The 15,086-nt window shown below is 58.4% G+C and carries 9 protein-coding genes and 3 pseudogenes; 2 read left to right on the top strand and 10 right to left on the bottom strand.

Going from position 1 to position 15,086, the window contains the following annotated elements; translation table 11 throughout:
- Positions 1–319: 319 nt before the first annotated feature.
- Positions 320–1,207 (bottom strand): hypothetical protein, encoded by an 888-nt coding sequence (locus J3R84_RS29190; RefSeq protein ID WP_018009356.1) that lies wholly within the window; start codon positions 1,205–1,207, stop codon positions 320–322.
- A gap of 208 nt (positions 1,208–1,415) precedes the next feature.
- Between J3R84_RS29190 and J3R84_RS29185 the strand changes: the two are divergent.
- Positions 1,416–2,755, top strand: a pseudogene (locus tag J3R84_RS29185) (aldehyde dehydrogenase family protein).
- Between the two features lie 302 nt (positions 2,756–3,057).
- Positions 3,058–3,315 carry a transposase gene (locus J3R84_RS38860; protein WP_354006120.1) on the top strand — a complete coding sequence of 86 codons (258 nt, stop codon included), beginning with the start codon at positions 3,058–3,060 and terminating at the stop codon, positions 3,313–3,315.
- Between the two features lie 318 nt (positions 3,316–3,633).
- Here the strand turns inward: J3R84_RS38860 and J3R84_RS29180 are convergent, their stop codons facing one another.
- The 9 genes and pseudogenes from J3R84_RS29180 to J3R84_RS29140 all read right to left on the bottom strand — a co-directional run bounded on the left by J3R84_RS29180 (position 3,634) and on the right by J3R84_RS29140 (position 15,063).
- A complete protein-coding gene (locus J3R84_RS29180; RefSeq protein ID WP_203530112.1) occupies positions 3,634–4,383 on the bottom strand; it encodes a carbonic anhydrase in 750 nt (249 codons plus the stop codon).
- Between the two features lie 252 nt (positions 4,384–4,635).
- A complete protein-coding gene (locus tag J3R84_RS29175; protein ID WP_225906589.1) occupies positions 4,636–5,778 on the bottom strand; it encodes a pectate lyase family protein in 1,143 nt (380 codons plus the stop codon).
- Positions 5,779–5,844: 66 nt separating this feature from the next.
- Positions 5,845–7,463: pseudogene (locus tag J3R84_RS29170) on the bottom strand (putative bifunctional diguanylate cyclase/phosphodiesterase).
- Between the two features lie 925 nt (positions 7,464–8,388).
- Positions 8,389–9,576 carry an IS91 family transposase gene (locus tag J3R84_RS29165; RefSeq protein ID WP_203530113.1) on the bottom strand — a complete coding sequence of 396 codons (1,188 nt, stop codon included), beginning with the start codon at positions 9,574–9,576 and terminating at the stop codon, positions 8,389–8,391.
- A gap of 4 nt (positions 9,577–9,580) precedes the next feature.
- On the bottom strand, positions 9,581–10,279 hold the full coding sequence (locus tag J3R84_RS29160; protein ID WP_435526096.1) for a tyrosine-type recombinase/integrase: 699 nt from the start codon (positions 10,277–10,279) through the stop codon (positions 9,581–9,583).
- A 43-nt stretch (positions 10,280–10,322) separates the two neighbouring features.
- A protein-coding gene (locus J3R84_RS29155; protein ID WP_144239139.1) for an IS3 family transposase occupies positions 10,323–11,422 on the bottom strand; the annotation gives its coding sequence in 2 pieces (ribosomal slippage) (positions 10,323–11,170 and positions 11,170–11,422; 1,101 coding nt in all).
- A gap of 66 nt (positions 11,423–11,488) precedes the next feature.
- Positions 11,489–11,671 (bottom strand): annotated as a pseudogene (locus J3R84_RS29150) (phage integrase N-terminal SAM-like domain-containing protein); the annotation flags it as partial.
- A gap of 405 nt (positions 11,672–12,076) precedes the next feature.
- Positions 12,077–13,255 carry an IS110 family RNA-guided transposase gene (locus J3R84_RS29145; RefSeq protein ID WP_025429639.1) on the bottom strand — a complete coding sequence of 393 codons (1,179 nt, stop codon included), beginning with the start codon at positions 13,253–13,255 and terminating at the stop codon, positions 12,077–12,079.
- Positions 13,256–13,677: 422 nt separating this feature from the next.
- Complete coding sequence (locus tag J3R84_RS29140; protein WP_203530135.1) at positions 13,678–15,063, bottom strand: transposase; 1,386 nt, start codon at positions 15,061–15,063, stop codon at positions 13,678–13,680.
- Between the last annotated feature and the right edge of the window lie 23 nt (positions 15,064–15,086).

Genomic DNA, 15,086 nt, shown 5'->3' with positions numbered 1-15,086 from the left:
GGGCAGGCGGAGTTAGACTCACGTTTTACAACTGGCGCAAATAATACCGGTCATAAAAGCCGACGGACAACAGCTAGATTAAAAGTTTTTAACGGCAAGCTGTCGAAACTCGTTAGCCACAAGCTTATCCTCAAGCACATGCTTTAGCCTTCCTGCCTATGCTGAATGTCCGGCGAGAGCGGGGGGCAGTTCACCCCCCTGCAACCGTGGATTTACAGCTGCGAACCGAAGAAACCATGAGTACAACCTTGTAATTGGATGCCGGCAAGGCCGAGAACGGCAACGGGTAGAAAGCGTTACTGTGCCATAATCAAAGGCCTCAACGGCCCGAGCCATCAGCGCGATCTCTGCTTCTGGAGGAAGCGATCAGGTCCTCTCGGGCGTGGTTGTAAGCGTGGCTTATGGACTGCCCGACTTCACCCGCCCGCCGCAGCTGTTCATTCGACGTTTGCGGGCCTACCGTGTCATGGACTGAAGCCTCGATTTTTCTTATGTGCTCGTCTAAATTTGCAGTCCGTTCCTCTGCTACATGCCGCGGCTTCGGCATGTGCTGCAATGAGTTACGGATGTCGGGAAGCGAGTGGGCTTGTTCCTTTTGATTTGCGTCTAAGTGGTGATACGTGGCGAAGATAGCAGTTTGTGCGACCGACCTGACCGTGCGGTCCTGATGGGGATCAGCGGCCAATTCAATGACCTGCTCAAAGATGCGAGATTTATTGTGGTCATTGAATTTACTGAAGTTTTCCGCCACAAGCAGAACTCCAACAGCTTGCTCCATTGGCCCCATGTTGCCAATGCGATTAACAAGAGCAGTTTGCTTCTCTGATCCTAGATAGTGGGCTAGATTAGCGGCCGCTCCGACCTTGAGCAATGCTACATCATCCGAGCCGAACCCCAATCCGTCCGTCAACTTGTCGACCAGCTCGATCGCTGATCGTCCGAGCTGATTGTTGCGCCTTTCAAACGTTGTGAGCTCAGTTTCTTCCCCCGGTGCAGCGTCCCGAGCCGCACGTAGCGCTTGCTTCTCGAGGGATTTGAAGGTCCCAAGATTGAGTGCTGTATCGCGCGGGTTAGAAGTTACCAACCGTTCTGCAACATTGGCAAGTGGTCCCGTTGGAAGATTAAGGAGGTTGCGGCGTTCCTCGGCCCTCCCTACGTCGCCGGATGAACTTGCATTTGCGCGTGTCCGTTTGTTATCGCGATCCATTGCTCGGCCTCTAAAGTCGTTTCTCTAGCCTATGAGGTTAGCACCGAAGCTTGATCTCGCAAAACGATGTGGTGTTACGATTGTAATCGCGCAGAGGGGCATTGTTGCGTGGATCACCCGGCGACTGATATTGAGCCGCGTGGTGCACGGGTCGTTTAGCGGTCGTGGTGTAGGCAATCGGCAACTCAATAACCGATCTGTGACCTTGATGCCTTTCAAACATAACGCCGCCCGCCGCCATCGCATCGGCAGTATGAAATTCAAGGTGACGAATTGGCCGTCGCGCTCCGGCATCCTCGAGCGCCATGCGATCCTGAAGAAAACCGCCGACGAAATCCTCGCCCCCAAGGACGAGCTGGGACGGCTGCTGTCGCGTGAGGAGGGCAAGACCCTCGCCGAGGGGATCGGCGAAACGGTCCGGGCCGGTCAGATCTTCGAATTCTTCGCCGGCGAAACTTTGCGCCTCGCTGGCGAGGTCGTCCCATCGGTCAGGCCGGGCATCGGCGTCGAGATCACCCGCGAGCCGGTCGGCGTCGTTGGCATCATCACGCCCTGGAACTTTCCCATCGCCATCCCGCCTGGAAGGTCGCTCCGGCGCTCTGCTACGGCAATACCGTCGTCTTCAAGCCGGCGGAACTGGTACCGGGCTGTTCATGGGCGATCGTCGATATCCTCCACCGTGCGGGCCTGCCAAAGGGCGTATTGAACCTCGTCATGGGCAAGGGTTCGGTCGTAGCCCAGGCAATGCTCGACAGCCCGGACGTTCAGGCGATAACCTTCACTGGCTCGACCGCAACCGGAAAACGGGTCGCCGTCGCCTCGGTCGAACATAACCGCAAATACCAGTTGGAGATGGGAGGCAAGAACCCGTTCGTCGTGCTCGACGACGCCGATCTTTCCGTTGCCGTCGAAGCGGCCGTCAATTCCGCCTTTTTCTCGACCGGTCAGCGTTGCACCGCCTCGTCGCGCATCATTGTCACGGAGGGAATCCATGACCGGTTCGTCGCGGCAATGGGCGAGCGGATCAAGGGCCTCGTCGTCGACGATGCGCTGAAAGCCGGCACCCATATCGGCCCCGTGGTCGATCAGAGCCAGCTCAATCAGGACACCGACTACATCGCCATCGGCACGAAGGAGGGCGCGAAGCTCGCCTTCGGCGGTAAACTGGTCTCGCGTGACACGCCCGGCTTCTATCTGCAGCCGGCGCTGTTCACCGAGGCGACGAACGATATGCGTATCTCCCGCGAGGAAATCTTCGGACCTGTCGCAGCCGTCATCCGCGTCAGGGATTACGATGAAGCGCTGGCCGTCGCCAATGACACGCCCTTCGGTCTGTCTTCGGGTATCGCCACCACCAGCCTGAAACATGCGACGCATTTCAAGCGCAATGCCGAGGCCGGCATGGTGATGGTCAACCTGCCCACGGCGGGTGTCGACTTCCACGTGCCGTTCGGCGGCCGCAAGGCTTCCTCCTACGGTCCGCGCGAGCAGGGCAAATACGCCGCTGAATTCTACACCAATGTGAAAACCGCCTACACGCTGGCGTGAGACCAGCTCGCCCGTCCATTCCGGTCCGCGGTCCTGTAGTGGCCTGAGACCTTGCTCAAGAGTTGCCGGGACGTTCCCCGCAACGAACCATAGCGAGGCCAAAGTTCCCCTTCTGTGCTTCCGTGCTTCCAGAGCCGCATAATGTATCACCCGGAACTGCGCTCACCCGAGCAATTTTACAGTTCCGCTCTCTCGAGCAAACCGTTTAGAACGGTAAGCGTGGCGTGATGACCGCCTACCGGCGCTACCGTGGAGTGGGATAGTGTCCACCAACTGCTAAGTGCACACTATGGCGGTATTTGATGTCGGGAATGAGCGAAGCCGCGAAGCGCGGTCGACGAAACTGGTCGCTGGAAGACAAATGGCGAATTGTTCAAGCAGCGCAGCTTCCCGGCAACTCGGCAGCGGAGGTGGCGCGCCGGCGCGGGGTCAACAGCAAACTGCTTTTCCGTTGGATACGGGCAGCTGAGGCCAGACAGCTGGGTCACAGGCCGGATTCCCTTGTGCTTCTGCCGCAACCCGCCTTGGACCTCATTCCGATGGGTGTGTTTTGGCGATGACGAAGGGACTTCGATGACGATACCGGTCTCCCCCTCTGCGGGGGCTCCCCCGGTGGCGAGTTCGGCGCGGTCCAAATCGGTGTTGCCGGCCAAAGGGCCGACATTGGACGAGCGCCCTGGTGTCATCGAAATCGATTTTGCCAATGTTGTTCGCGTTCGCGTTGACGCCTTCGTTAATGAGAAGGCATTGCGGCGTGTTGTTGCAGCGCTGGGCACGTAGTCCCCCCCGTGGTGAACCTTCAACAGATTGGCGCCGAGGAAGACCAGTTCGAGACTAAACTGGGAGCGGTCGAGAGGCTCGAACTCTTCTCGCGTCAGCTAAGAGCTCAGGATATAGCGGCGATTTGCAACGAGGGCTGGACGCGCATTCATCGAATAGAGCGCAGTGAACCTATCGATATCGGCCGCGTCCACCTCTATCGGGTCCTGCGCTACCATCCAGTCGACGATCTCGCTGCAGGGTGGTGTGGTGAGAGACCCTTCATAGGCCCAATACTTGAGTGACGTCGGCAGCAAACCGCTCGGGTCGACATTAGGGAGTGCGGTCTGCTCGCCGGTCTTTTGCGGGAAAGTCGCCGCCAAGCTGGCGAAGGTCGTATTGGCGGCGCCTGGCACAAAGAAAACGCCCAGCACGCCGAGTGCACCCGTTTCGGCGTGTTTATGGACAAAATGGACCTCCATCGGGAAGCGATGGCCCTCGACCAGATGTTCGCTCGGGGCGTGGAAATGGTACTGCACCAGCTCATAAGGCTTGTCGCCGCGGCGGAGCGTGCCGCCGGGCGCCGCTTTCACCTGGATCGTGTGCCCATTGTTGAGGATCGCGCCGCCACTTTTCCAGTTTAACGCCAAGCCTGGGATATCGGCCTTGATCGCACCCCTGATGTCCAGCGGCGACTGCTGCGAACCGGCCGAACAGGCACTGTTCTCGTTGCTCAAAGACCCCCAGTGCTCGGGACCCGCTTCGCCTTCATAGCTCCAATGTTCGGCTTCGGCTGCATAAGCGGTCTTGGCGCAAAGCGGACAAGCAGCAAGCAAGGCCAAACGTTTGATGAATTCACGTCTTTCCATATTCATTCCCTTTCGGACGAGACGAGCAATAGATCTCGGCCTCGAAGATACTCATAAAAGCGATTGCCTATTGTCCCATCGCTCGCAGTGGCGGTGATGATCGCCGCTTCCTGTTCTGGGCGCTTACTGGACGGGTCGATCAGAAGTAGTACACGCTTATCAGTAGTAGTACACGCTTATTGTCGTCGCTTGAAGTTGTCTTGGGGCGGCCGAGATGGATGTGGTGGCAAGGTCGAAGGGACCTGCACTTCTTTACAGCTTCCCCGCACCAGCCTTCGCGAGCACATTCGCTGGCACTTCCGCAGCGTTCAGTGGGGTATAGCTATAGGGCGGCCGCCAACCGATTTGGCGGTTCCATGAGCAAACGAGCGTTGCTCCATTGAGCAGCGACCCGTCGTCCCTATAGACACGCCCTCCGTAATTACCTGCGATCTTATCGCAGCCCTTCACGCCATCAATGTGGAATACGTTGGCCTCGGAAAAGATCCTGGATTCTTTACCCACACCATGAGCATGTGAAAACGGATAGACGCGGTTCGCCATGCTTCCTGTGTGATAGTTATTGTAGAGATGCACTTGGCCGAAGCGGACGCGCGGCGCCCGTGCGGAAATGTTCTGGAAAAGAGTATTGTGAATCGTAACCTTGAGCCGACCACTGTCCTCACCGTCGGCGCCGTCGCTTGAGCCGATCAAATTGTTCTTCTCATGGTCGCGGAATATCGAATACGAGATGGTTACGAAGTTCGCTCCGTTTCGCACGTCGAGCGCGCCATCGTGGTGCTGCTTGGGCCTGCCGTTTTGCATTCCGTTTTGGTCGTCTGTCCGGCGGCCGTCGGTGAAGGTGACATGATCGACCCAAACGTTCCAGGCCCCATCGATCGTCACAGCATCAAATCGCGAATTCCAGTTCCCGTTTTCTCCATCATTCGGGTTCCAGGCGGGTTGTGGATCCCAAGGGTTTTCGATCCTTAGATTTCGAATGATTACGTCGTTCGAGTTTACGACCACATATGCCTCTTGAAGTTCCGCCCTTGTTCCGACCCCAATCAAGGTTGTCCGAGGCGGAAGTACAATTTTTGCCCGTGATTCCATCTCTGCGGACGTCTTGTAGGCCCGCCCCTGGCTGACGTCGATCAACCCGGTGACGCGGACGATCCGCCCACCCTGGCCAACGCGAGTCGTCAGGGCGTTTTTCAATTCTCGGGCGTTTCTTACCGTGAACACATCGCTTGCAGCCGCATGTGCGCCGCCTCGGGTGCCGCCATTCTGGGTGGCCCATCCCGTTGTGGCGGTCTCCCTACTGGGATCCGATTGAGCAGCGACGGGCAAAGGCATGCACCCTAGGGCCAGCAACAGCCCAGCACCCAAAACAGAGGTTCGATCGATGCTGTTCATATATTTCCCAATTGGTTTGATGGTATTTGGTACTGTCGAAACTAAGAACGACAGTGCCGCAAGCAGCTAAAAGTCTTCCAGAGCCGACCGTTGGCTTGCCATTGATGATTGTCGCAGGAAATTTCTTATCGAATCGGGGGGCGTGGCTGCGCCCAACAAATTTCCCTGCAAGCGGTCGCACCTTAGCTTGCGTAGCCACGCCGCCTGAGCTGCGGTCTCGACACCTTCCGCTGTGACCCGCATTCCCAATCCGTGCGCAAGTGCGACGATCGCGCGGACGATCGCCTGGCTTTTCTCGTCAGTCTCGACGTCCTTGATGAAGTAACGGTCGATCTTGATCGTGTCGAACGGGAAGTTCTTTAGGTACGCCAAGGACGAATATTGCGTCCCGAAGTCATCGAGCGAGATGCGGATACCCATCACCTCCAACGTGTGGAGGGTGTCGAGGTTGTTGGCGGTGCGCTCGAGCAATACCGACTCGGTGATTTCCAACTCCAGGCGTTCTGCGGACAGACCCGCAGAATCCAGGGTATTGGCCACAGGGTCGGTGAGCCCTTTGCGGAGGAATTCGGCCGGCGAGAGATTGACCGCAACTGTGAAGTGCTCGGGCCAATTCACCGCTTGTCGGCAGGCTTGCTCTAGCACCCATTCGCCGATCTCTACCATCAGGCCGTCTGCTTCCGCCAAGGGAATGAACACGGCCGGCGGCACGATCCCAGCATAGGGATGTTGCCACCGCAGCAGGGCTTCGAAGCCAACGATCGCATCGGTTTCTATGAGCGGTTGGTATTCGAGGAAGAATTGCCGTTCCTGCAGGGCGACACGCAGACCGCGCCTTAGCATCTCGCGCTGTTCCAACATGATGAGCATGGAGCGATTGAAGCTTCTGGGTCGCCCGCGCCCATCGTTCTTGGCGGCATAAAGCGCGATGTCCGCAGCCTTCATCAGTTGCTCGCCATCGTTTCCGTCGTCGGGCGCGATCGCGATCCCGACGCTCGCTCCGACGAACACATCGATACCTTCCACGGTGAACGGCTCCTTGAAAGCATTCACGATCGACTCGGCGAGACGTTTAGCTTCCATCGACCGCCCACTACGCTGGAGAACGGCAAATTCATCACCGGCAAGCCGATAAGCGATGCCTCCTTCGCCAAGCATGGCCTGAAGTCGCTCGGCGGTACCCTGAAGTACGAGATCACCGGCAGCATGCCCGAGCGTATCGTTGACGGGTTTGAAGTCGTCGAGGTCGATTTGCATCAGTGCAATTCTTTCCACGCCCTCGACTGGAAGACGGGCGTCCAAGTCGTCGCTAAATTGCCGGCGATTAGGTAACCCGGTCAACACGTCATGCAACGCCTGGTGGCGAAGGAGAACGCGTTCGTCGCCCTCGAGTTCTAGGGAGGACGGGGAAACTGCGACTTCCCCCGTCTCGAAGATCCCGAGGAGGCCAGATTTAATGCGGCAGATAAACAGCTTCCGAGCAGGGGGATGACGATGCTTCGCGGAAAACCGGTGACAAGCACCGATTCCACGACCATCTTATGGTGAGAACCCAGGAGCTCCGGATATACACTCCCGATGGTCGCCTGCGACGATGCGGAGATCTGATATTTTCGCCCGAGTGCTGCGGAACAGCCGATAAGATTGGTATTCTCATAGAAGGAACTGAGCTCGTCGGCTTCCATCAAAGGCAAACTAAAAACTGCATCGAACTCACTCATTCTCGAAACTCTCGTTGGTCCAGAGGTAAAGAGGTAAGCGCTCGCGCGCACTTGCCGCCAATCCGCACGGCCCCGGATAGGCGTGCCGTTCTGCAGTCAGCCTCATTCCGGGCCGCACGTTAATGTTGCTCGTTTCCCCGCCTCAGAAGCTATAGCACGGCTGTATCGGTCAATGGCGCTGCCAGTGCAAGGCTGATTTCTAAAGTACTTGATCTTTTTGGAACGAGGTGCGTCTAGCGCAGAGCGGGTGGGCAACTTTAAGATGGTATGGCTGGTTCTCGCGGGGCCGGCGCCACGCTGATCGGACTTAAAATGGATGCTCAGAGCACCCACACACACGAACGCCAGTAAAGCATGCAGTTGTCATGGTCGGGCAATCGACGCGGGCGCCGCGGAGCTTTTGGCCAGCGCGGGTCGCACCAGACGCGACTTTCTCTTGAAGCATCACGGCGGCGTCCACAAATGTGCTGCAGAGGCACCGAAGGAGTTCAGCATGATTGAATCCGTACCGTAAAGCTGCGTGAATGATGGGGGACGACCCTCCGGAATCTGGAGGGTTATGTGAGGTCGCATCCGTCGTCGCGGCGAGCTCGAGCGACCTCACATAAGCCGGATTGAAGTAAGGCGCGGGTTGTTTGGCGCCGTTATGGAGATAGTAGAGCACGCTGTTTGACGACGATAGCGAATTCGTCGCGTGCAGCGGTGGCACGAGCGAATCTTGGCTTGATCTGGCGACCTTCGCGGGCAGCTTGCCGGACGATCGGAAGCGATTTTTGCGCTCTCAATGCACACTGTCGGTCTTTCAGTGTGGCCAGGGCCAAGCGGTATCGCGCGCCGGCGCGGCGCTTGGTTTTGTGGGCATATCGGAGGGGGTGCGGATTGTCGGAGTTCATGATGTATCGCACCAGAAAGATGATGGCCGGGGCGGCGAAACAGGCGCAACAGTGATTCCTGTCCTACGCATGGGACGCCGGCAGTCAGGGCATTCGTGGGATTGCCCGTGCTGTGATTTGCCGGCCTGCGGCCGCTCCCCTGCTGATGATGGTTGATCGAGGATCTGCCTGCAGAGGCCGATACGATCCCGTCGGTGGCTATTGGCGAGAAAGCCGAAGTGGCGCATGCGGTGGAAGCCGTCAGGGAGCACGTGAAGAAGAAAACGCCGGATGAACTCGTGCGGGTCAAGGCGCATGATCTTCTCGCGGTCGCGACCATTGCCACGGTAATCCTTCCATCGGAAGGCTACGTGGCCGTCATCGACCTCGACGATGCGGCTGTTGGCGATGGCAACACGATGGGTGTAGCGGCCGAGATAGGCAAGCACCTGGTCCGGACCACCGAACGGTGGCTTCGAATAAACGACCCATTCCACGCCACGGGCATGCGCGAGATGGCGGGTGAACGCCTCGTTGTCGTTGAGATGGGTGAGTTCGTTGGAGAAGCGGAGTTCGCCGTGAGCGAAGGCGTCGGCGAGAGCCGTCAGAAAGAGCCGGCGGAACAGGCGCGACAGCACGCGCACAGGCAGAAAGAAGCCCGGCCGGCATGTGACCCACCTTGACCTGTCGGGCGAGAGACCGCCGCCGGGCACGACGCAATGGACATGGGGATGATGGGTCATGGCCTGGCCCCAGGTGTGAAGCACGGCGACGATGCCGATCTCGGCGCCCAGCCGCTTGGGATCGGCGGCAACGGTCTGCAGCGTCTGGGCTGCGATCCGCATCAGCAATGCATAGACGACCGCCTTATTGTGAAAGGCGATCTCGGCGATGCCAGGTGGTAGCGTGAAGACCACATGAAAGTACGGGACCGGCAACAAATCGGCGACGCGTGCATCGACCCACTCCTTGCGGGCCGCGCCTTGGCACTTCGGGCAATGGCGATTGCGGCAGGAATTATAGGAGATGCGGGTCCTGCCGCAATCGTCGCAGGCATCGACGTGACCACCGAGCCTGGGCGTCCGGCAGGCTTCGATGGCGCCCATAACGCGTCGCTCGCCGCGGCCAAGATGACCGGCGTTCTCACACCTGTAGGAACTCCCATGTCGTCGAAAGATGTCGGCGACTTCGAAGGTGGGGCGCAACCGATTACGATTCCGGCGGCGTCACCTCAAGTCGTAACCGATCGAGCGGACTGGCCGTCGACCGGATCGTGTCGGTGGAGACCTGCGTATAGCGCGCTGTCGTCGAAAGGTGGGCGTGGCCGAGCAGGACCTGGATGATGCGGATATCGGTCCCGTTCTCGAGCAGGTGAGTGGCAAAGGAATGCCGCAGTGTATGGACGGTGACGCGCTTGGAAAGACCCGCCGCCGCAACCGCCGAACGGCAAGCCGAATGCAGCACCCACGGCTCGATTGACTTGTCAGGATCGCGCCCAGGAAACAGAATGTCCTTGGGCCGCGCCAAGCGCCAATAGCTGCGCAGGATGCCGAGCAGTTCCGGCGACAGCATGACGTAGCGGGCTTTGCCGCCTTTGCCACGCGTGATGTGGATCACCATCCTTGAGCTGTCGATATCGTTGGCGCGAAGACCACAGACCTCCGAGACCCTGAGGCCGGCGGCATAAGCCGTTGTCAGAGCCACCCGCGCCTTCAAGCTGGAGACGGCTTGCAGAAAGTCGACCACCTCGTCGCTCGAAAGAACAACCGGCAATTGGCGAGGCTCGCGCGCATACGGAATATGCTCCGGGATCGTATTCTGGCCGAGTGTCACGCCATAGAGGAACCGGAGTGCGCAGACGATCTGGTTCAATCCGGACCAGGATATGCCCGTTGACGTGAGACCCATCTTCCCTCCATTTTTCAGGAGAGTCGTTGGTTTCAATCTGACTTCAAGCGGCCTGTTTTTCCATAGCCATTTTCATTGCGAATTCGCTGGGTGTGATATTTCCGAGCGATGAGTGTGGTCTGTTTCGGTTGTAGTCCTCCTTCCACGCTGTGATGTCCGTCCGCGCCTGTGTCAGCGATGAGAAGAGGGTTTCGTTGAGGCATTCGTCGCGGAAGCTGCCATTGAAGCTTTCAACGAAACCGTTCTGCATCGGCTTGCCAGGTGCGATGTAATGCCATTCGACGTGTGTGCCCTGGCACCACTTGAGAACGGCCATGCTGGTCATTTCCGTGCCATTGTCAGAGACAATGGTCCTTGGCTTTCCGCGCCGTGCGATGATCGTATCCAACTCCCGAGCAAGCCGCAGCCCTGAGAGTGACGTGTCGGCGACTAGCGCCAAGCACTCACGGGTGAAGTCGTCGACAACGGCCAGGACGCGGAAGCGGCGACCATCGGTGAAGGCGTCGCTAACGAAGTCCAGGCTCCAGCGCTCATTGGGACGCGATGGTAATCCCAACGGCCGCCTGGTTCCCAGGGCACGCTTGCGCCCGCCGCGTTTGCGGACGGTCAGCTTCTCTTCCCGATAGAGCCGCCTGAGCTTCTTCAGGTTCATGACGATACCCTGCCGATCCAACATCACGTGGATGCGCCGATAGCCGAAACGGCGGCGCTCTGACGCTACCTTCTTCATGGCATCCCGGATATGGGCGTCATCAGGCCGAATACTGCGATATCGCATGCTCGACCGGTCAATGGACAAAACCTCGCACGCCCGACGCTGGCTCACACCATGCTCCTTGCAGACATGAGCCACCGCATCTCGCTTCACATCGGGCGTCACCATTTTTTTGATGCGACGTCCTTCAGGATCGCGTTGTCCAGCATTGCTTCGGCGAGCAGTTTCTTCAGCTTGGCATTCTCATCTTCCAAAGCCTTTAGCTTCCTGGCGTCGGAAACATCCATGCCGCCATACTTCGCCTTGTATTTGTAAAAGGTTGCCTCCGATATCCCATGCCTGCGGCAGACATCGGCCGTCTTCTGGCCACTCTCCTGCTCGTTCAGTATCCCGATGATCTGCTGTTCCGTGAACCGTGCACGCTTCATTCCGTCCGTCTCCTCAATGTGACGGACTCTACCAAAATTTGGAGGAAGTTCAGGGTCTCAGGTCACCGTAGACACAAGGTGGACCTGGAAGGCGTGGACCTCGTCCAGGCCGAGCCGATCCGGTGATCGGCCGAAATGGCGGCTAAACTTTGCGACTGCATAAAGATAGGATTGCTGCGTGGCCGGAGAAAGATTGCGGACCGTCATGTCCTCGATCATCCGGCGACGCAGAGGGCTCATCTCGGCCATCTGGATCTCCTGTCTGAAGGATGGGTTTGCAACACCCAAATCCTCTCAGACAGGAGGCATCTCTCAAAGCGGGCACCAATTGCCGCGACTAGCGGCTCACATGGGGAACTTCGGGTCAAGAACTTTTAAAGGTCCATCGCATGTTTCCTTCGGTCGCTCTTTCGGCATCCAAGGCTGAGCCTGTTCGCGTGAACGGGCCTGTTTCCATTGCCGGTTCAAACTCACATTCGGTCGCCGCGCCGAGCGGCTGCACCATCATTCCGCTTGCGTTGCGGCAAAGGCTCAGGAGGACGAGACCATTCTTAGTAGCGGCGTTTGAAGCCATGTCGCGGATCGGTTCGTCCCCCTGGATCCGCCAGGATTGATCGCTCCTGGAAGATTAGAGAATGTGGCTTGTGTGCATTGTCAGGCCGTCTTTAACACCGCGCCCTCGATGACAACGCCGGCGATCACATATTTCCATAGAGCAACCAACAATTTGCGTGCCAGCGCCACGATCGCGCTCTTCTTCGCGCGCCCACCGCTGGATTGCACGCGGGCCGTAAACCACTGGCTCAACGCTGATTGCGGCTGATGGCGCAACCACAACCACGACAGTTGGATCATCGTGGTACGCAGGCGCGGGTTGCCCGCCTTCGAGACGCCTTGCTCGTGATCGATGGTTCCACTCTGCCAGGGTGTCGGTGCCAGCCCCGCGTACGCAGCAACCTGTCGCCGGTTGTCAAAATGGCGAAACAGCCCTTCGGTCCAGAGAACAGCCGCGAATTCCAGACCAATGCCTTTGACTTCGCACAACATCGCCCCAGTTGGGATCAGCGTTGCCGCCACGCTGTTCTTTTGCGCCGCCAGGAGCGTATCGCGCTCGTTCTCCACCGCTGTAATTTGCTCTAGCAACAATTCAAGGCGATCAAGTTCACGGCTTATTTGAGTTTTGAGGTGGGTCGGCAAAGGACGGCCATCACCCGTGTGAAGCTCGTCCAGTTGCTTGCGCCGGTTCTTGCGCAGCGGCTCGTAACCACTTATGCCCTGACCGAAGAGCAGGCCTTTAATGCGATTGACATGTTTGACGCGCTCGGCGATCAGAACCTTGCGCTCCCGGCAAAGGCGACGGCGATCTTCTTCCTCGGGGCTTGGCGCATTGACCATGGCGCACACCCGTGGCTCTCCGCGTTTGAAGGCCAACAGCGCTCGGACCAGCGCCTCACCATCCAATTTGTCCGTCTTCGCTCGCCGGCGCCTGCGCGAGGTTGCTATCGAGGCTGGATCGACGACGTAACTTTCTATCCCGTTCGCCTTCAGCACACGATCGATCCAGAAGCCGTCAAGCCCGGCTTCCTGAATGCTCACGATCGGAACCTGATTGCCCGTACGAGATCGCACCTTCTCCTGGAGCTGAGTAAAACGACCCAGCAATGCCGTCACATCGCCGCCAACCACAGAGTGCTTCGACATCTTCTCGCCGTTTCCCGGCGACAACGATGTGATCAGCCAGGTTGAGCGAGAGAGTTCCAACGACACGAAAATTGCGGCAAGATCAGTGCGGATAGCGGTCGGCGAATGCGGTTGGGAAGTTCCAGCTTCCATGACGGCGTCTCCTATGAGGTGAGTGCGTTATTGCAGCCTCACTCTGCCAGAGCGCCGGCCGCTATTCACTCCCCATGGAATCTTAGTTCAATCGGCTTTCAGGAGCAGGTCTCAAACCAGTCCGAGCTGCTGCGGTAAAGAGCGTGTGTGGTGAGCGCGTCGGATGAAAAGTTCGGTCGAGATCCGAGCAGGTGCATGTTCGAAAGACGAACGAAAGTGAACTCTCCGAAGCCTTCTCGGCGTTCGTCGACGCTTTCCGGCATAGACAGCGGAATTAGTGGTGGGCCCCACAGCCCAATGTCTCCTATTGGCGGATATCGTTGAAAAACTCGGAGTTTGAGCCTCCGCGACTGTCTTGCGAAGTTTTCAGGGGGAAGAAGGCTCTGAACCCGGCGCAGGTGGAGGCTCCGAGCCGCAGGCCATTATGCAGTCATGGCGGCTGGGAGGCGTGAAGGCCTAAGCTTTGCCAGCCTTCTGAGGTTTTGTGCGGTTGCTGCGAGCAGGAATTCATCGCGTGCACCACAGGGACCGCGCAGTCTCAACCTGGCCATCCGCAGGATGCGCTTGAGATGAGCGAAGAGCATCTCGACCTTCTTGCGACGATGCCGTGAACGCTCGTAATCGGGCGTGCCGGCAATGGCTCTGGCGACGTCACGGGCATCCTCATTGAGATCACGGGGGACTTTGCGAGCAACTGCGTTCGGGCAGCAGCGCTGTTTGAGTTCGCAAGCGTCGCAGTCCTTCTTGCTGGCCCGATAGAGCCGGGTGCCTTCACTGGTATTGCCCGATCGAGGCGTCGCGTAGGTGCGGCGGAACTGAACCAACTCCTTGCCCGCCGGGCAGATGTAGCGATCGCCCTCGCCATCCCAATTGAAGTCGGCACGCGAGAAAGTCCCGTCTGTCCGGTTGGACTTGTCGAACACAGGAATATGCGGAGCGATCTCCTTTTCCTTCACAAGCCAGGCCAGATTGTCAGCGGAGCCGTAGGCACTGTCGGCGACCAGATAACCCGGCTTCAGGCCAAAGCGGTTCTCTGTTCTGTCGATCATGGTACGTGAAGCGCCAACTTCGGCCTGTCGAATGGCACGAGTGGCTTCGACATCAAGAATGACGCCGTGGTCGGTGTCGATCAGGTAGTTGGTGGCGTAGGCGAAGAAGGCATGGCCTTTATGGGCACCCGTCCACTGGGCGGCCGGGTCTGACGGGGAAACAAACTTCGGCGTTACCGGCGAAGCCGCACCAAAAGCAGCGTCATCAAGCACCGCCAAATATTCCTGGACCGAGCGGCCTGCATTCTCCTTCGCTTCTTGCGCGCTCCATTCTGCGCCCGATACCGAGCGCTGTTTGTTGGCATCCGCGGCGATCAAGCTTGCATCGACGGCAAAGCCTTCAGCACCGACAAGACCCTGTACCAGACAGCGCTCAACCACCGTCTCGAACAGATGCCGAAGGATATCGCTTTGCCGGAAACGCCCATGGCGGTTCTTCGAGAAGCTGGAATGATCCGGCACCTTGCCGTCCAGTCCAAGCCGGCAAAACAAACGGTAGGCGAGATTGAGATGAACCTCCTCGCACAGCCGGCGCTCCGACCGGATGCCCATGCTGTAGCCAATGATTAGCATGCGCATCATCAGTTCCGGATCGATCGACGGACGGCCGGTGCTGCTGTAGTAGGGCTTCAACTGCGCGCGGACGCCATCGAGGTCTAGGTGGTTGTCGATCCGGCGTAGAAGATGGTCGGCTGGCACATGCTCATCGAGACTGAAATTGTAAAAGAGCTGCGCCGGAGCCGCCTGCGTTCCCATCATTCGCCTGATCCCCTGCCAAATCA

The sequence above is a fragment of the Ensifer canadensis genome, assembly GCF_017488845.2.
GTDB lineage: Bacteria > Pseudomonadota > Alphaproteobacteria > Rhizobiales > Rhizobiaceae > Ensifer > Ensifer canadensis.
This window is presented reverse-complemented; position numbering and strand designations above follow the sequence as displayed.